The sequence below is a fragment of the Dyella flagellata genome (genome assembly GCF_030160275.1).
In the GTDB taxonomy this organism is placed as follows: Bacteria; Pseudomonadota; Gammaproteobacteria; order Xanthomonadales; family Rhodanobacteraceae; genus Dyella_B; species Dyella_B flagellata.
In genome coordinates, this window is record NZ_BSOA01000006.1 from 239787 (window position 1) to 257567 (window position 17781).

Annotated in this window: 12 protein-coding genes; 3 read left to right on the top strand and 9 right to left on the bottom strand. The window is 62.4% G+C overall.

What is annotated here, in order from left to right; all coding sequences use genetic code 11:
• Positions 1-65: 65 nt before the first annotated feature.
• The 5 genes from QQJ96_RS05445 to QQJ96_RS05465 are packed head-to-tail and all read right to left on the bottom strand — an operon-like array spanning position 66 to position 5479.
• A complete protein-coding gene (locus QQJ96_RS05445; RefSeq protein WP_284330951.1) occupies positions 66-1598 on the bottom strand; it encodes an efflux transporter outer membrane subunit in 1533 nt (510 codons plus the stop codon).
• A gap of 7 nt (positions 1599-1605) precedes the next feature.
• A complete protein-coding gene (locus tag QQJ96_RS05450) occupies positions 1606-2628 on the bottom strand; it encodes an HlyD family secretion protein (protein ID WP_284330952.1) in 1023 nt (340 codons plus the stop codon).
• 28 nt (positions 2629-2656) lie between these two features.
• Positions 2657-2854, bottom strand: coding sequence for a DUF1656 domain-containing protein (locus QQJ96_RS05455; RefSeq protein WP_284330953.1), 198 nt, complete (start codon positions 2852-2854; stop codon positions 2657-2659).
• Positions 2844-4970 (bottom strand): FUSC family protein, encoded by a 2127-nt coding sequence (locus tag QQJ96_RS05460; protein ID WP_284330954.1) that lies wholly within the window; start codon positions 4968-4970, stop codon positions 2844-2846. Before QQJ96_RS05460 ends, QQJ96_RS05455 begins: the two co-directional genes overlap by 11 nt.
• Before the next feature lie 17 nt (positions 4971-4987).
• Positions 4988-5479 carry a MarR family transcriptional regulator gene (locus tag QQJ96_RS05465; protein WP_284330955.1) on the bottom strand — a complete coding sequence of 164 codons (492 nt, stop codon included), beginning with the start codon at positions 5477-5479 and terminating at the stop codon, positions 4988-4990.
• A 320-nt stretch (positions 5480-5799) separates the two neighbouring features.
• On the opposite strand from QQJ96_RS05465, the gene QQJ96_RS05470 reads away from it, so the two are divergent.
• Together QQJ96_RS05470 and QQJ96_RS05475 are read left to right on the top strand one after the other, a co-directional pair.
• Positions 5800-7626, top strand: coding sequence for a YncE family protein (locus QQJ96_RS05470; protein WP_284330956.1), 1827 nt, complete (start codon positions 5800-5802; stop codon positions 7624-7626).
• Between the two features lie 143 nt (positions 7627-7769).
• Positions 7770-10733: a TonB-dependent receptor plug domain-containing protein gene (locus QQJ96_RS05475; RefSeq protein ID WP_284330957.1), complete on the top strand. Its 2964-nt coding sequence runs from the start codon at positions 7770-7772 to the stop codon at positions 10731-10733.
• A gap of 830 nt (positions 10734-11563) precedes the next feature.
• Here QQJ96_RS05475 and QQJ96_RS05480 read toward each other — a convergent pair.
• Both QQJ96_RS05480 and QQJ96_RS05485 read right to left on the bottom strand, forming a co-directional pair.
• Positions 11564-12973: a sensor histidine kinase gene (locus QQJ96_RS05480; RefSeq protein ID WP_284330958.1), complete on the bottom strand. Its 1410-nt coding sequence runs from the start codon at positions 12971-12973 to the stop codon at positions 11564-11566.
• Positions 12970-13629, bottom strand: coding sequence for a response regulator transcription factor (locus QQJ96_RS05485; RefSeq protein WP_284330959.1), 660 nt, complete (start codon positions 13627-13629; stop codon positions 12970-12972). Before QQJ96_RS05485 ends, QQJ96_RS05480 begins: the two co-directional genes overlap by 4 nt.
• A 327-nt stretch (positions 13630-13956) precedes the next feature.
• On the opposite strand from QQJ96_RS05485, the gene QQJ96_RS05490 reads away from it, so the two are divergent.
• Positions 13957-15357, top strand: a complete 1401-nt coding sequence (locus QQJ96_RS05490; protein WP_284330960.1) for an MFS transporter — start codon at positions 13957-13959, stop codon at positions 15355-15357.
• Between the two features lie 134 nt (positions 15358-15491).
• On the opposite strand, the gene QQJ96_RS05495 is transcribed toward QQJ96_RS05490, so the two are convergent.
• Entirely contained in the window at positions 15492-16478 is a 987-nt protein-coding gene (locus QQJ96_RS05495) for an LLM class flavin-dependent oxidoreductase (RefSeq protein WP_284330961.1), read from the bottom strand.
• 79 nt (positions 16479-16557) lie between these two features.
• Positions 16558-17580 carry a cupin-like domain-containing protein gene (locus QQJ96_RS05500; protein ID WP_284330962.1) on the bottom strand — a complete coding sequence of 341 codons (1023 nt, stop codon included), beginning with the start codon at positions 17578-17580 and terminating at the stop codon, positions 16558-16560.
• Between the last annotated feature and the right edge of the window lie 201 nt (positions 17581-17781).

Genomic DNA, 17781 nt, shown 5'->3' on the forward strand with positions numbered 1-17781 from the left:
GCCTTCGGCCGAGAAATCCAGCTCCCTCCCCTGCCTGGCAGGGGAGGGAGCTGATCGCGCAAGCGTCAACGCGTCACTGTAGCCGCATAACCACCACCCAGCGCATCGATCAAGCGGATCGAAAGATCCGCCTGCTGGCTCTGCAACAGCGCCAGCCGCTGATCGGCAAGCAACAGCTGCTGGCGGCTCGCCAGTGGTGTCAGCGGCCCGCTGACGCCGCCCTTGTACGCCGACAAGGCATCGCGCCAGCTTTTCTCGGCATCCTGTTTCGCACGCTGCTCCAGCGCGATCTGCATGCGCACCGAAGCCAGGGCGGAAACCAGATCCGACACTTCATTCACCGCGCCGATCAGCAGGCCGTTGTAGTGCGCCACTGCCTGGTCGTAACGCGCGTCGGCACCGGCAAGATTGGCGCGCAGCCGGCCGCCGTCGAAGATCGGCAGACTCAAGGCCGGTCCCACCGAATAGGTCCGCGCCGGTAGCTGGAACACATTGCTGCTGCCGCCGACGGCGACGAAACCAGCCATGGCGCTAAGGCTGATGTTGGGCAGGAATTGTGTCTTGGCCGCCTTGATGTCCTTGGACGCTGCCTCGACCTGCCAGCGTGCTGCAACCAGGTCGGCGCGACGACCGAGCAGGTCCACTTGCAATTGATCCGGCAATGCAACGAGGCCGGGATCGAGCAGATGCGGCCGCGCGATGCTTAAGCCACGATCCGGCCCCTGCCCGAGCAGGACCGAAAGGCTGCTGCGCGCGGCATCGATGCCGCGATCAGCTTGCGCTTTCTGCTGTTCGGCGCTGGCCGCCTGGGAATCGGCAAAGGCTTCCTGCTGCGACGTGCCCAGCCCCCCCGCCACCAATCGGCGCGTCAGCGCCAGTGTCTGCGAGGCACGCTGCAGCTCGCCGTCCGCAACATCCCTTTGCGCAAACGCGTACCCCAATTGCACGTAGGCGCGGGCGACATTCACCGATAGCTGGATGCGTGCCGCATACGCTTCGATTTCCACCGCGCGGCTGCGTCCGAGCGCGGCTTCCCACGCATCGCGCTTGCCGCCCCATAGATCCAGGTCCCACGAGAAATTCGCCGTAACCGACTTGCCCCAGGCAAAATGACCCAGCACGTACGGAGGATAGATCGGATCTTTCAATGACAAGCGGGTGCCCTGGGCGCCGGCTTCCAGATCCGCTGCTGGCAGGCGCGCCGCGTCGGCGCTGTCAGCCACCGCCTGGGCCTGCCGTGCGCGCGCCTCGGCTTCATCGAGGCTGGGATTGTGCTTGAGCGCCTCATCGATCAGCGTGCTCAACTGCGGATCGCCGAAGCTCACCCACCAATCCTGCGATGGCCAAGCCGTGGCGCTCAGTGGCACGCCGGCCAGGCTTCGCGCGCTTTTCAGGCTACGCGCATCGACTGTCTTGCCGGTGGGATGCAAGCCGCCCGGCGTGGCGCAACCTGCAAGCGCTATACACAGCGCCAACGTCGCCAAGGTCGGCCAGCTCGTAGGCTGGGATGATAATCCCAGCTTTCCATGCCGCATTGCGATGCTGGGATTGCCATCCCAGCCTACGCGATTGGAACAGATCAGAGCGTTTTTGGACATGGCCGTATCACCGCGACTCGGCCAGCGCATCGCCATGCCCACCGGGCTGCACGATCAGCGTAGCGGTCTGCCCCGCCACCAACACCGTGCCGGCAGGCATGTGCTCGGTATCGATGCGTACGCGTACCGGTACGCGTTGCGCCAGTCGCACCCAGTTGAAAGTGGGATTGATGTTGGCGAGCAGATCGTTGCCGGTGGGATCGACGGCGCCGGCAATGCCGCGCGCCACGCCCTCGACGGTGCCACGCAAATGCACGCCACCGCTCATCAAACGAATGTCGACCGGATCGCCCTCGCGCAACTGCGGCAGCTTGGTTTCCTCGAAATAGCCATCCACCCAGAACGAATGGCTGTCGATCAACGCCAGGCGCGGCGCACCGGCGCTGGCGTAATCACCCACGCGCACCAGCAGGTTGGTGACGTAGCCATCCACCGGTGCGCGCACCTCCGTGCGTTGCAGATTGAGTTCCGCCGTTGCCAGCGCTGCTTGCGCCTGCTTCACCGCAGCCTGGGCTTGCTGCTGTGCGGCGATCGCCTGCTCAATGCCTGCACGCGCCTTGTCCCAGGTGGCACGTGCGGCATCCGCGGTCGCGCTGGCATTGGCGATGTCTTCGCTGGATACCACGTCGCGCAGGCTCTGCCGACGCCTGGACTGTGCTTCGTACATGGCGAAGTTCGCCTTGCTCTGCGTGGTACCGGCCTTGGCGGCGTCGATGTTGGCCTGGGCCGCGGCCACCGAGGCCAGGGCTGCGGCGAGATTGGCCTTGGCCTGTTCCTCGGCATCTTCGTAACGGGCACGATCGATGACGAACAGCAGCTCGCCCTTCTTCACCTGTTTGTTGTCGATCACGTTCACCGCCGTGACCAGTCCGGATACATCCGGCGCGATGCGCACGACGTTGGCGCGGATGCGTCCGTCGCGGGTCCAGGGCGAGTACATGTAATGCCGCCACATGCTATAGCCGATCAGTATGGCGAGCAGCACGAGGACGGCGGTGATGGCGATGCGGAGGTAGAGAGTGTTTTTCATAGAGGTAGGAGTGGACGCCTTGCGCCCTTCAGATCGTCAACCAGGCGAGTCCGCCGAAAATGCACACGAAGAAGGCCAGGCGCAGTAGCGCCGGATGCCATACGTAGCGGTACAGGCCATAACGGCCGACCACCCAATCGAACAGCAGCATTAGCGCCACGGCCAGCAGGAACCAGGGCAGCAGTCCGGGAACCAGCGCGCCGCCGATGGCAATTTCACGAGGCATGGGCAACTCCTTGCGAGCGGGGTTGAGCTTGCATATAAGCGCCAAGCACGGATTGTTCGTCCAGCATGGCCAGGCGCAATAGGTGCAAGTGGTTGAGCAGCGGCGACATGGCTTCGTCGCCTTCGATCATCGCCATGGTGGCGGCAAGCGCATCGCGCGCCTGCGCATAAGTGACCGTATCAGGATACTCATAAAGTTGCGCGATCGCATCGATACTGCGTTCGATCGCTTCGCGCACTTCTTCCGGCAGCGGACGGCCGGACATCTCGTTGCGCAGCTCAAGCAAGGTGCGCCCCACTTCGTGCACGGATAGCGTCCAGGCCACCAAGCTGCGCGAAGCCTCGCTGCCACGTTCGGTCTGCTCCACGATCTGGCCGAACAGGTCGTGGTTGACGCTCTCGAAGCGCGCAGGCAAGCCCGCCAGCGGTGCGGTGGCCGCGAGACGTACCTGACGGCGCAAGCGCTCCAGCTGACGGCGACGTAAGCCCACGCTGCCAATGGCCGGCGGCAGCAGCGCGAAGGCCGCTCCCGCCGCGGCCAGTCCGACCAGTTGGGCCAGCGTGTCGTTCCAGAAAAACACCACGTCGTAATTCATCTCGTTACGCGCGGCGAGGGTCAAGGTAAAACCCATGCAGTAGCCCACGCCAGCGCGAACGGTGACCGGCCACCCTATCATCGCCATGCCGATCATCAGGAACGGCGCGGAGCCAGCCACCAGCAACCCAAAACCATCCATCAACGGCAGCACGAAGAACTGGCAGGCGAAACTCGCGCAGATGCCGAAAAAAAAGCCCACGGAGGTATGGCGTATCCATTGCAAAGGATTGGGCGTCGCGGCGAACAGGCCAGCGAATACCGTCGCCAGCAACATCGCCGACGCACCCGATGGCCAGGCCGAAAGGATCCAGACCAGGCTCAAGACGCCCATGGTGAGCGCGGTGCGCAACATCGTCAGGCCCGCGCCCAGAAAATCATTGCTGCGCTCGAAACGCACGCGCTCTCCGGCCGCACCGAAAAGCCTCGGCGCCTGCAGCGCCGAGGCCGTTTCGACGTAGGCATGAAGTTCATCGACAAATCGATCGACCAGGGTGGCACCAGTGTCGAAATCGAGCATGTCGTAGGCGGACGTCATTTGCGCCCGCAGCTTCGCCTTGCGTTCCCTGATCGCCTGCCGCGCGCCAGCCAGCCGCGGCAACAATACCCGTGCAGCCGCGCCCGCTTCGATCGGCGCATCAAGCGCGCCAGCCAGCGGACGGTACGCTTCGATCAACGCGTTCGCAGCGGTTTCGTGCCCCCGCCGCTTCAGGCGATTAATCAGGTGGTGGAGGGTCTGCAGCGTAGTGGAAGTTGCCATGAAGCGCTGATTGAGCAGCAGCATGTGGCCGCTGCGCGCACGCGCTTCCGGGTCCTCGAAGATCACCGAGCTGCGCAGGTCTTCCACGGTAACCGCGTCGCGGACGAAGCGCAGGTGCGCGTTCTCGATGTCCTCACGCGCCACTTTGCCGCACACCAGCCGCTGCACGAATTCGATGAAGTTGGCGAACTGGGCGCGGCACAGGCGGCGCAGATCGTCACGGATGCGGTTGGGAAACACCAGGTCGCTCACTGCGGCCGAAACCGCAATGCCGAGCAGCACTTCGCTTAGGCGCCATACTGCCGAGTTGAACACTTCCAGCGGGTTGTCGATCACCGGCAATGCCACGATTGCCGCCGTATAGCCGGCCAGTACGAACGCATAGGCTTTGAAATTGCGGTACAGCGCGGCGCCACCGGCGCATACGCCAACCCACAAAGAAAGCGCGCCGAGGAACAGCACGCGCTCTTGCGGGAACAAGGCCACGATCAGGAACCCCGCCAGCGCTCCGACCAGCGTGCCGATGGCGCGGTAGAAGCTCTTGGCCAGCACCATGCCGGCCTGGCGGTTGACGACGATGACAGTGGTGAGCATCGCCGTGCCGGGCTGCGGCAGCGCCAGGCGCATCGCCAGCCAGCCGGTGATGTAGAAAGCAAGCAGCGACTTGAGCACGAACAGCCAGGTGGCGGTCTCCTCGCGCAGGGTCGTCGCGAAGACCTCGCGCATGCCGGGCGTGCCGGCCTGGACATCGGTTGCGGACATGACGTGACAGCCTCTGCTCAGTCTGCCAATCCACCCAGAAATTTCTTCAACAGCTTTTCGAGCTGAACCTGCTCGGAAACCGTGACGTGGCGTCCCTGCTTCGCCAACAACGAGCAGATATCCGGAAGCAGGTTTTCCAGCAGTGCCTCTCCCGGCGGCGTCAAGCTGAGTTCGATCTTGCGGCGATCATCGACGCTGGCGCTACGTTCGATCAAGCCTTTGTCGCATAGCTCGTTGGTCAAGCGGGTGATGTTGGCGGATTTCTCGCCCGCCGCATCGGCCAGCTCCGACGGCGACATCGTACCGCTGGCCGAACCGTACAGCATCATCAGCAGATTGTATTCCGGATGATTGATGCCGTACGGCTTGAGCGCGAGATTCGCGCTGTCATGCAGTTGCTTGTGAACGTGCTTGATCAGGCGCACCAGGGTGGCGGGGCGGCGCGGGAAATCGGGGTAACGCCGGCAGGTGACGGCGAGGCGCTGTTCGGTGAGAGCGAAGTCGGCCATCGGGTGGCAGCTCCAGGGCATGTAGTACAGTTATATATAATATATAAATGTACCATTCAGAAGTAAAGGGACTCCGCGCGTAGGCTGGGATGCCAATCCCAGCATCGGCACGCCGCCTGGAGAGCTGGGATTGGCATCCCAGCCTACGCGCCTATCTCCAAAGCCCCCACTCTGATGGTCATGACAGCCACAACCTTAATCCTTCTTAAGACGCCTTACAGGGAGTCGTCAGGTTGAAGGTTTATGTCTATGCCCAGCTCCGGTCAGCATGACGGACCATCCAAAAACCAGACCCTGCCCACAACACGGAATACTAGGCCATGCTTCGTCGCGCTCTTGCTGTTGCGATCGCTCTCTCGGCATTTCCTCTCTACGCGCAGACCGCGCCCAAGATCTACGCGCAGGAGCTGGTCGATCAGACCATCGCGGCGCATCCGGACATCGTGGTGATGGCGGTCCATGCCGTCCCGCCCAAGCAGAAGGACAATGTCATCATCGCCTCCAATATCGGCCGCATCGGCAAGAAGGCCGACTCGGACGACATGGGGGTAGTCACCACCGGCAAGCCGCTGGTGGAGGTCAACCAGGCCGGCGATCGCCTGGAAATCGAAATGCCCTTGTTCGACACCACCGGCGATACGCTCGGCGCACTCAGCATCGTCTACCCGTACCACCATGGCGACGACAAGCAGGCCTTGCAGCAGCGGGCCGAGCAGATTCGCGATCAACTCGCCCGGCGCATTTCCAACCAGGGCAACCTGACCCAGCCCTATCGATACGACTCCGGCACCCCCACCCACACCCTCGCCCAGCAACTGGTCGACCAAGCCATGGCGGCGCACCCGGATGTGATCATCCTGGCCATGCACGCCACTCCGCCGGGCAGCAAGACCAATGTGATCGTCGGTTCCAGCATCGGGCGCATCGGCAAGGCCGCCGACGACGACGATATGCGCGCGATCCAAACCGGCATCCCCAACCTTGAAGTCAACGGCAGCCGCTTCGAAGTCGAAACCCGCCTGCTGGACGCCGCCAAGCAGACCATCGGCGCGATCGGCATCGTGTTCCGCTACAAGCCCGGCGACGACAAGAAGGCGCTTGAGCAGCACGCCTATGCGATCCGCGACGAGCTGGCCGCCAAGATTCCCTCGTTGGCCAAGCTGATGGCGCCGCCGGCCGGAGCGGACCCGGCCGCAGCGGCCACCCTGATCGGTCGCAGCACCGCATGGAAGCCGCAGTACTCGGGCGATTTCGATCACTTCGGCGTCGATACCAAGCGCAATAAGCTGCTACTGGCGGCCGAAGATCACGGCACGCTGGAAGTGTTCAATCTCGCTACCGGTGCGCATGAGCGGACGCTCACCAGCTTCAGCACCCCCCACGCGATTCTCTACCTGCCGGAAAAGGACCGGCTGATCGTGACCGACAGCGGCAAGGGCGGCACGCGCGTGCTGGATGCCGCCACCTACAAGGTGCTCGGCTACATCGACCTGGCGCCCGGCGCCGATTCGATGGAATACGACCAGGGTACGCATTTGCTCTACATCGTAAGCGGTGGCAAAGACGTCGACATGAAGGAGTGCTACCTCAACGAAGTCGATCCTTATTCGGGCAAGGTTTATCGCAAGCTGCGCTTCGATTCCGACCACGTCGAGGCGGTGCGGGCGGAAGAGCACGGCAATCGTCTGTTCGTCAACGTGGCCGACAAGAACGAAGTCGACGTGGTGGACAAGAAAACCCTCAAGGTGACCGCGCGCTGGCCGCTGACCGGTGCGCAGACCAACCTGAGCATGGCGCTGGACGAGGCGGATCATCGACTGTTCGTGGGCACACGCAATCCCAGCAAGCTGATCGTGCTCGATACCGAAACCGGCAAGACCGTGGCCAGTCTTGACGCGCCTGCGACCTCGGACGGCATGTTCTACGACGGCGTGCACAAGCGCATCTACATTCCCGGCGGCGACGGCTATCTCGGCGTGTTTCAACAGAACGACGCCGATCACTATACGCAACTGGCGCGAGTGGCCAGTACGAAAGGTGCCAAGTCGGGCATGTTGTGGGCGCCGCTCGATCGCGTCTACCTGGCCGCCTCGCCCGGTGATAACAACAAGGGGGGAGAAATCCTATGGTTTGCGCTCCACCCGTAAGGACGAGCCGATCAAACACACATGTACGGGTCTTACAAGCAACAACGGTCGGCAGTCATGCATCCGTTGCAAAACGCAAAGGGATACTCATGACAGCCTGTTGAGTCCATCGCTGACGTGTCATCCGGGGAGGGATAGACGTTATGCAGAGTTTGACCGTAAAACCATTGTTCGGCGCCTTGCTTATGGCAATGGGCACCACCTGCGCAGCAGGCGTTTCCACTAATTTGTACGCTGGCGATACAGCGCAGCAAAGTCCTGGCACGGCTCAAGGCACGACAAAGAAAGCAGACCAGCCGGAAAAACCGGCCACCCTGGCCACCGTGGTGGTCACCGGCTCCAACCTGCCCGTCGCTCCCGATGAGGTGGTGGTGCCGGTGGTCTCCGTCGACAACGATGCGATCAAGGCGGCGGGCGTCAACGCCAACGTACTCGATCTGTTGCGCAAGGTGGTGCCCTCTTTCGCTGGACGCAGCAATACCGGCACCAGCAATGCAAACAACAACAACCAGAACACGGCAGGCGGCTCCCAGCTGCAGTTGCGCAACCTCGATACCCTTGTGCTGGTCGACGGCCGCCGCGTAGCGACCAGCGGCATTAACGGCATCGGCGGCAAGAGCTTCGTCGACGTGAACCAGATTCCGATCTCGGCGATCGACCACATCGAAGTGTTGACCGATGGCGCTTCGGCCATCTACGGCTCCGACGCAATCGGCGGCGTGGTCAACATCATCCTGAAAAAGGACTACCAGGGCGCGGAGGTTGGCGTGCGCTACGGTGCCGCCAGCGGCAACTACCGCGAGAAATCCGGATACTTCGTCGCCGGCACAACGCTGCATGGTGTCCATATCACCGTCACCGGCAGCGAATCCAAGACCGACCCGCTGTATCAGGATGCACGCAGCTTCACCAGTCCGCTGTACGGGCGCATCTCCAATATCCCCGGCACGGTCGGCGCCAATGGCCATCTACCCGGCGCGATCCTAGCCTCGGGACTGAACTCCCCGGCGCAGGACAATCCGACCGGTACACAGGCCATCGCCCCCAGCATCAATAGCCTCATCGCCAACGGCACTTATCTTGCCACCACACCCACCGCGGTGGCAGACGGCTTCGACGTCTCTCGCTACCAGACGCTGCTGGAGCGACAGGATCAAAAAGGCCTGAGCGCCAATCTCTCGGCCGATCTGCTGGACGATCACAAACTCACCGCGTTCGGCAACGTGCTGTATTCGCGTACCAAGAGCTTTACCCAGTGGCTGCCCGTCCGTACCACCACCTCGCTGCCGGCGGGCGCTCCCTACAACCCGCTAACCACCGCGTTCAACCAGATCGTCTTCGGCTACCTCCCCCGTCCCCAGCAATTCGTCAACCAGGCGGAAGGCTTGCGGGTGGTGGCCGGCTTGCGCGGTGACATCAACAGCAACTGGAATTGGGAAAGCACCATCGACCACAGCCAGAGCAAGCTGGAACAGGACCAGTTCAACCTGATCTATGCCCCCAATATGGCTGCTGCGGTGGCCGGTGGCTATGACGCCCAGGGCAATCCCGTCGCGGGCGGGGCCTACAGTCGCGTGCAAGCGGGCTACTCCAGCAGCGGACCGTTCGTGATCCAGCCCGCGCTCAATCCTTTGGCTGTCACCTCGGGCATCAACCCCGCCATGCTGGCCAACCTGTATGGCACGGAAGTGATTCATGCCAAAAGTACGCTGGATGCCTTCGACGCCAAGCTGGTGGGCAAGGCCTTCCACTTGCCGGCGGGCACCATCGGCGTCGCTTTCGGGGTCGAGGCGCGGCGCGAATCCCTCTCCGCCTATACCGACGCCAATGGCCGCAATACCGGCCCCACCGCGCACAACTGGATCGGTGGCACTTCGGCCGATCCGTTCTCCAGGTCACGCGACGTCGACAGCGCCTACAGTGAAGTGCGCGTGCCTATCACCAGCTCCAGCTGGTCGGCGCCGGGCTTCCACGCCTTCGACTTGATCGCCGCTGCGCGTTACGAGCATTACAGCGACGCCGGCAATTCGCTGGTACCCAAGTTCGGCTTCCGCTGGCAGCCGGTCGACAATCAGGTCACCTTGCGTGGTTCGTTCTCGCGCTCGTATACCGCACCGACGTTGTATGCCTTGTACGGTCCCACCGATACGCGTCTGGTGGGCAGCGGCGTCATCCAATCGGTCTTCGGTCTGCCCGGGCTGCAGTTCAACGGCGAAGACGGCAACAATCCGCGCCTGAAGCCGAGCACCGCCGTCACCCGTTCGATGGGCATCACCTTCGCGCCGCAAGCCGTTCCCGGCCTGACCGCCTCGCTCGATTATTCCTCGGTGGACCAGCACGGCTACCCGGGCGGCATCGGCTTTACCAACATCCTGCAAAGCGTGAATCAGCTTGGCGCGGCATCGCCATTCTCCGCCAACCTGGCGCTGGGCAATTTCCCCGGCCAGCCCGGCGCCACGGCCTTCACCGCACCGGGTCAGGTAGACGCCTATCTGCGTTCCGGTGGCAATCCTCTGAACTTGTACGCCATCGACCGCTTTACCAACCTGGGCGGCCTACATGTACGTTCGGCGAACATGACGGTGGATTATTACGTCGTGACCGACCACGCCGGAACGTTCACGGTCTCCACCAACGGCGCGATGTTCTTCAAGTATCAGTTCCAGGCGTTGCCCGGCCAGCCGTTCTATAACTATGCCGGATTCGCCACCAACAACGGCACCGGCGTGCAGGGAACGATCCCGCGCTTCAGTTTCTACACCACTGCCGACTGGCAATACGGCAACTGGGATCTCACCCTCGGCAACCACTACATCTCGTCGGTGACGGACATCGGCCCTGGCGGCCTCGTTTATGCGCAAAGCACCACGCTCAAGCCGATTCCCGTCAGCAGTTACACCACCTGGGATTTGCGCCTGGGCTATTCGGTTGACCGCTCGGCGCCGAACGCCATCATCAAGGGATGGTCGGCGGCGCTAGGTATCAACAACATCGCCAACCGCATGCCGCCGCTCGCACCGCAAGCGTTCACCGACAACAACGCCGACGTGGCGACGTATTCGCCGATCGGACGGCTGATCTATGGCACTGCCACGCTCAAGTTCTAGGCTTTGACCGCGTCGAGGCGGGCGATTCACGCCACACCGCCATACCCCAGAGCCTCGGGGTGAATCGCCCGTCTCGCGCACCTTCGTAGGTTGGGATCGTCATCCTGAGATATCCCGCGTTTTGTCGCCGACCGCTGCATTGGCTGCGGCGCGTCCTTGATCGCACTGTTGTTGCATGTCGCCATCGTGCAGCATTGCCTGCGGCGCTTTCGGTCGCAAGCGCCCGAGTCACTTCTCTTTGCTGGCCCAAAGAGAAGTAACCAAGAGAAATGGCCTGAAGAGCTCTTGGCGCTGCGTGGTTACAAGCCCGAACGTTCACGCCTTGCTTTGATCGATGACTCGCCAAGCTTTTACGGCGCCGCTATACCGCGAGGCGTCGAAGCGCGGAGGGCTTAAAGCCAGGCGGCAAGCGTGTAGGCTGGGATGACAATCCTAGCATCGGGATACCCTGTGGAAAGCTGGGATTAGCATCCCAGCCTACGCGCCCTTTACTTCCTCAGCGTCTGGACGCGTTGCGGTATAGCCGCTCCGTAGAACCCGGGGCGACCAACCACCTGTCTAGCCATACGCGTTCAGGTTTTTACCCGCCCCATGCCACGAGCCTTTTAGGCCATTTCTCTTGGTTACTTCTCTTTACTACGGGCTTCCTGCCCTCCGCCCTTCGGGCCAGCTAACGCTGTTCGCCCGCGTTCCTGACGCGGGCGTGGGCCAGCAAAGAGAAGTGACTCGGGCCCTTTAGGGTCCGAAAGCGCCGCAGGCAATGCAGCACGTTCGCGACATGCAACAACAATGCGACCCAATGCGTGCATGTCACGCAATGCTGGGGCAGCCTACGAGCTGCCGAGCAGAGGCTGGATCACGGCGTGTGAGGGTTCGAGCATCGGTGGCGCCAGCGGAAGCTCGAAACTCACACGCAAGCCGGGTCCATCCGTACGCGGCTGCGCGCGAATGCTGCCGCCATGCAACTCGATAATGCTGCGACAGATCGTCAGCCCGAGGCCGCTGCCCTGATCTTCCCCCGCCTGCACATTGAAACGCACGAAGCGGTCGAAAACGCGCTCGCACTGTTCTTCCGTCAGGCCCGGCCCCTGATCCGCGATGCTGACGCACCAGCCACTGCTGTCGACGGTGGATTGCATGACGATCATGCCATTCGGCGGCGATACGCGCAGCGCATTGGTCAGCAAGTTGAAAATCACCTGGCGCAGCCATTTCTCTTCCATCGCCACCAGGCCGTCGCCATGCTGCACGCTGTGCAGGCGCCGGCCGCGATGCTCCGCGAGCACGCGCAGATCCGGTTCGATGCTGCGCAGGAAATGCGCCGGATGCTGGCTGACGAGGTTCAGCTTGACACCGTTCACTTCGGCCCGCGATATGAACAGCAACTCGTCGATCATCTGGTTGATGCGCGCCAGCTCGTCGAGCTGCACCAGCACGGCATCTTCGTGCCGTCGCTCAAGCCTGCCCTCGACCAGTAGCCGCTCGGCGTGCAGGCGTACCAGTGACAGCGGGGTCTTCAGTTCATGCGATACCTCTTCGGAAAACTGGCGAGCCTGCTTGAACGAAGCTTCCAGGCGATCGAACATCTGGTTGAGCAGGCGTACCAGGTCGAACAGTTCATCCTTGCCGCTGGGCACGGCAATACGCTCGGCCAGGTTGTCCGAGCGTATCCGATTGGCTGTTTCGCCGATCAGCCGCACCGGACGGAGAATCATGCGGCTGGTGGCGATGCCGATCAAGCCACTGGTCAACAGCATGATCACCAGCAAGGCCACGCTTACTTCCACATACGCGGTCAAACCCTGCCGCATCTGCCGCGTGGGCGTGCCGATAGTGACGTCGAACGGCGGCATGATGAATTCGCCGACGCGCAGCTCCCCTACTCCCGGCACGAACGTGTTGTACACGTGCTTGCCCGGCACGTCGGGAATCGGCTTGCCGTCCAGATTGTTGGAGTAGAACAGAATGTCGTGCGGCGGCTCGTCGATGTTGATGTAGAACAGCACCGAGGCGTAGTTGGTGGTTTCGCGAATACGTTGGTCCACGATCTGCGGCGTCAACGCGCTGTAGTCCGTACCCAGGCGCGCACGAATCTGCTCGAACTCGGTCTTGTTGAGCAGATCCAGGTCGCGCTGGATATAGCTTTCAAGCAAAAGGTAGCCGACCACGAACAGGACCGCCAAGGTGATCGTGGCACTCAGCGCGAACCACAGGCTCAGGCGTGCCCGCAGCGACTTCATACCAGTTGGTAGCCTATCCCGCGCAGGGTCTTGAACAGCGCCGCGCCAGTGCCGCTCTCGAGTTTGGTGCGCAGCCGGCTCATGTAGACATCCAGCAGGTTGTCCTCGACCAGGCCGGGCCAGATGCGCTCGGAGATATAGGAGCGCGTCAAGGTGCGCCCGGCATTCTGCATGAAGATCTCAAGCAGGGCGAATTCCCGGCTGGTCAACTCCACCGGCTGGCCGCGCAGGCGCACGGTACGGCTCAGCAAATCGAGCTTGATGCCCTTGTGTTCGAGCATCGTCTGCTTGACGGCGCTCTGCCTGCGCATCAGCGAGCGCACGTGCGCCAGCAGCTCCTCGAAACTGAAAGGCTTGGGCAGGTAATCGTCGGCGCCAAGGTTCAGGCCGGTGATGCGATCGTCCACCGTGTCGCGCGCGCTCAGGATCAGCACCGGTTCGTTGAAGCCGCAGCGGCGCCATTCGCACAACAGTTCCAGCCCGTCGCCGTCCGGCAGGCCGAGATCGAGAATGATCACGTCGAAGTTGTCCTCCGCCAGCGCATCGCGCGCTGCCGTGCAGCTCTGTGCCCATTCGGCGGTATAGGAGCGTTCGCTGAAACCGCGCTTCAAGAACTGACCCAGCTTGAACTGGTCTTCGACGATCAAAACCTTCATTTACATGAGCCGCCCTGACCTGACGGCTTTCGAGTCTACGCCAAATGTCAGCGCTGACTTGACGCACCGCACAAGCCTATCCACGCGTTACGCAACGCAATCTTTCGATGCTTGCTTCCTTAAAAAATTTTAAGCAAGGTTTCATGGCCAAGTCAGGAAACCGACTTATGGTGAGCACGCAAAAAGAATGTGCAACGCATAAGCTATGCGCTTTTGATCGACTAGAAATCTGGCCACCAGGGCCAATCAGGGGATCGATGTCCGCCAGCGCCAGTTGTCGCCGAGGTGGCTGTCGACCCGCACCTTCCACTCCCAAGTCCAGCAACGATGTCTGAAACCGAATCCGCCAAGATTGCCGCTCGCCTAGACCGACTGCCCTCGTCGCGCACGCTATGGAAAATCATCGTGCTGCTTTCCCTCGGCGGGCTGTTCGAGTTCTACGACCTGTTCTTCACCGGCTACGTCGCACCCGGCATGGCGCAATCGGGGTTGTTCACACCGGCGTCGCTAGGCGTGTTCGCCGGCCTCGCCGGCATCAAGGTGGCGGGGTTCGGCACCTTCGTGTTCAGCACCTTTGCCGGTCTTTGGGTGGGCGTGGTGCTGTTCGGCCAGCTTGCCGATCGCTATGGCCGGCGGCCGGTATTCACCGGTTCGCTGGTTTGGTACGCATTGAGCACCGTCATCATGGCGTTCCAGCACACGGGAGAGATGCTCAATTTGTGGCGCTTGATCGCGGGCATCGGCTTTGGCGTGCAACTGGTCACCATCGACGCCTATATTTCCGAACTCACGCCGGCGGCGCTGCGCGGGCGCGCCTTCTCGATCAACCAGTTCGTATCGTTTTGCATCGTGCCGGTGGTGGCGCTGCTCGCCTGGCTGCTGGTGCCCGTTACGCCGCTCGGCCTGGACGGTTGGCGCTGGGTCGTGCTGATCGGCTCGGCCGGGGCGGTGGTCGCGTGGTTCCTGGTACAACAAGTGCCCGAGAGTCCACGCTGGCTGGCGCTACGCGGACGCGTCCAGGAGGCCGATGCCATCACGGCCGGCATCGAACGCCGTGTAGAGGCCGAGACTGGCGCGTCGCTACCGGCTCCGCATGTGGAGCCCGTGCAGGACGATGGCGAAGGCCGTTTCGCGGAAATCTTTTCGCAGCGCTACTGGCGCCGCACGCTGATGCTATCGGTGTTCAACATGGCGCAGGTGATCGGTTTCTACGGCTTTGCGGCGTGGGTCCCGACTTTGCTGATCGCGCGCGGCATCAACGTCACGCACAGCCTGGAATATTCCTTCATCATCGCCATTGCCAATCCGTTCGGTCCGCTGCTGGGAAGCTTTTTCGCCGACCTGCTCGAAAGAAAAACCCAGATCGTGCTTGGCCTGATCGTGATGGGCGTGTCGATGCTCGCATTCGCACGCACCAACGCGCCCGCCATGCTGATCGTGCTCGGCGTGGTGTTCACGCTGGCGGCGAACATCATGTCCTACGCGTATCACAACTATCAGGCCGAGCTATATCCCACCCGCATCCGCGCCCGCGCCGTGGGCTTCGTCTATTCATGGAGCCGCATCGCGGCCGCCTTCGCGGGCCTGGGCATCGGCTACTTCCTCCACCTAGGGGGTGCGTTGGCTGTCGCCTCGTTCATCGCGATCGCGATGGTGGTGGGCATTGTGGCCATTGGGGTGTTCGGGCCGTCGACGAAGGGCGTGGCGCTGGAGCACATCAGTCATTGATCGGCGTGTCGCTGTGCTTCGCACTCGCGAGAGGCGTAGGCTGGGATGCCAATCCCAGCTTTCCACGTGGCGTCCCGATGCTGGGATTGTCATCCCAGCCTACGCGCTGAGGCGGTTATGCCGTCCACGAAAACCTACACGGTTTCACGCGCCTGCATCACCATCTCAAATGACCGCTTGCGCGCAGCATGATCAAACACATTGGTGGTGACCATCAATTCATCCGGACGATGACGCTCAATGAAGGCAGCCAAGCCTTCACGCACCGCCTGCTGCGCGCCCACCACCGCACACGCCAAGGCACGCTCCACCATCAGTTTCTCGGTGGGCGTCCAATACGCTTCGATATCGTCGATGGGCGGCGGGATCAGGCCCGGGCGTCCGCGTCGCAGATTGACGAAGCTTTGCTGTTGCGTCGTGAACAGGCGCCTTGCTTCGGTATCTGTCTCGCTGGCCACCACGTTCACGCTGAGCATGGCGTAAGGCTGGTCGAGGCGCGCCGAGGGCCTGAAGCCTCTGCGGTACAGCATCAGCGCCTCGTCCATGGCGTCCGGCGCGAAGTGCGAGGCGAAAGCGAACGGCAAGCCGAGTTCAGCGGCCAGCTGGGCACTGAAGAGGCTTGATCCCAGCAGCCACACCGGCACGTCGATGCCGGCACCGGGCACGGCACGCACGGCCTGGCCGGATGCGGACGATTCAAAATAGGCGAGCAGTTCATGCACGTCGTCCGGAAAAGTTTCCGCCGCTTCGTAGTAGCGGCGCAGTGCGCGCGCAGTGGCCTGGTCCGTGCCGGGTGCGCGTCCCAATCCCAGGTCGATGCGCCCCGGATACAGCGAAGCCAGCGTGCCGAATTGTTCGGCCACCTGCAGCGGTGCGTGATTGGGCAGCATGATGCCACCGGCCCCAACCCTTATCTTCGAGGTTCCGCCGGCGACATGGCCGATCAGCACCGCGGTGGCCGCGCTGGCGATGCCCGGCATGTTGTGGTGTTCGGCCAGCCAATAGCGCATATAGCCGAGTTGTTCGGCCCTGCGCGCGAGATCCAAAGTATTGGCGAAGGCCTGCGCCGGTGTGCTGCCTTCTGTAACAGGGGCAAGGTCGAGTACGGAGAACGGGATCATGCGGGAGCCTCGGGAGTCAGGCTCTCGATGTGGGGCTGGTTATCGGTAATGCCAGCCTACGAAAATGCCAGCCTACGAACTAGAACACCTGCTGCTGCGGATACTCCGCGGTGAAGTCGTTATCCCACAGGAAGTTGGTGAACGACACCGTTACCGAGATATCCAAGCCTTCCACGAAATGCCAGCAACCCACCGGCAGAAACAGTACTTCACCAGGGTGAAGGGTGCAGGAAAGCACCTGCACTGCGTCCATGCGCGGATAGCGTTGCAGGTCGATCTGCCGGCCATCCACGTGCGTGAAGCAGTGCTCATGGTTGTAGACGTGCGCGATCTCGCTGGCCGGCATCAGCAGGATGCGTTTGCGGCCGAGCACCTGCGCCATGAAATTGTTGGTTAGGTCGTGATGGAACGGGGTGATGGTGCCGGCTGGGCCGAACCACAGGAATCCCTGGCTTGCGCCCTGGTTGCTCAAGTACTCGGGAATCTGCACGATGTCCTGCCATAGCTCGTCCAGCGCGGCGCGGTTCTTCCCTTCGTTGTAGGCCGTCATGTAGAAATCATTGCTGCGCTCGGCGTTGCGCACCATCTCGACGTAATCGCCGAACAGCATCGTCTTGCGGTGCGCCGTCTTGCGCAGTTCGTATTGCGCATCCGCATCGCGCCCGAACTGGATTTCCACTTCACGATCGCCGCAGCGCTGCTTGAAATAGTCCAGGCTCCACTTCCTTCTCGCGGGCCAGCCTTCCATCCTGCCGGTGATGATTACCGGGCGGCCAGCGGTGTAGTACGCCTCCAGGAACTCCTCGCGCGAAAGCTGGTGCCGGCGCGGCACTTCCGCCGGGCGCAGGCGATTCATGCGGCGCTGCGTCTCCAGCACCCAATCGTGTTTCGCCAGGCGATTGCGCAAGCGCTGTGCGCCGGCCAGGTACGGACTGGCGATGGCCTGCTGCAGCTCCTCAACGGCCTCCTCGTGCGGAATGCCGGCACGCAGCATCTGTTCGTAGATGCCCTGCGGCGCGCCATCCAACAACAGATTCTCCGCAATCCATCGGCGCCACTCGTTGTCGACGTGGACCACCGGCCTCAACTCGACGTTCGCCATGACATCCCCTCATGCGTTACCAACCAGCCTTGCACGGTGAGCCTAGCGCAGGCCCGCCCGCCGCAATGCAATTGTGTCGGCGAAATGACAACGATGTCTAGCCCTTATCCCCATGGCGGCATCAGCCCCCTCCCCTGCTTGCACCTGATTAGCGTCGAGTCTCAGCTGGTGATTTAGACAGGGGAGATCCTGGCGGCGTTC

Coding starts and splice junctions, on each gene's coding strand:
- QQJ96_RS05445 (WP_284330951.1), bottom strand. CDS start 1,598: ATGTCCAAAAACGCTCTGATCTGTTCCAATCGCGTAGGCTGGGATGGC.
- QQJ96_RS05450 (WP_284330952.1), bottom strand. CDS start 2,628: ATGAAAAACACTCTCTACCTCCGCATCGCCATCACCGCCGTCCTCGTG.
- QQJ96_RS05455 (WP_284330953.1), bottom strand. CDS start 2,854: ATGCCTCGTGAAATTGCCATCGGCGGCGCGCTGGTTCCCGGACTGCTG.
- QQJ96_RS05460 (WP_284330954.1), bottom strand. CDS start 4,970: ATGTCCGCAACCGATGTCCAGGCCGGCACGCCCGGCATGCGCGAGGTC.
- QQJ96_RS05465 (WP_284330955.1), bottom strand. CDS start 5,479: ATGGCCGACTTCGCTCTCACCGAACAGCGCCTCGCCGTCACCTGCCGG.
- QQJ96_RS05470 (WP_284330956.1), top strand. CDS start 5,800: ATGCTTCGTCGCGCTCTTGCTGTTGCGATCGCTCTCTCGGCATTTCCT.
- QQJ96_RS05475 (WP_284330957.1), top strand. CDS start 7,770: ATGCAGAGTTTGACCGTAAAACCATTGTTCGGCGCCTTGCTTATGGCA.
- QQJ96_RS05480 (WP_284330958.1), bottom strand. CDS start 12,973: ATGAAGTCGCTGCGGGCACGCCTGAGCCTGTGGTTCGCGCTGAGTGCC.
- QQJ96_RS05485 (WP_284330959.1), bottom strand. CDS start 13,629: ATGAAGGTTTTGATCGTCGAAGACCAGTTCAAGCTGGGTCAGTTCTTG.
- QQJ96_RS05490 (WP_284330960.1), top strand. CDS start 13,957: ATGTCTGAAACCGAATCCGCCAAGATTGCCGCTCGCCTAGACCGACTG.
- QQJ96_RS05495 (WP_284330961.1), bottom strand. CDS start 16,478: ATGATCCCGTTCTCCGTACTCGACCTTGCCCCTGTTACAGAAGGCAGC.
- QQJ96_RS05500 (WP_284330962.1), bottom strand. CDS start 17,580: ATGGCGAACGTCGAGTTGAGGCCGGTGGTCCACGTCGACAACGAGTGG.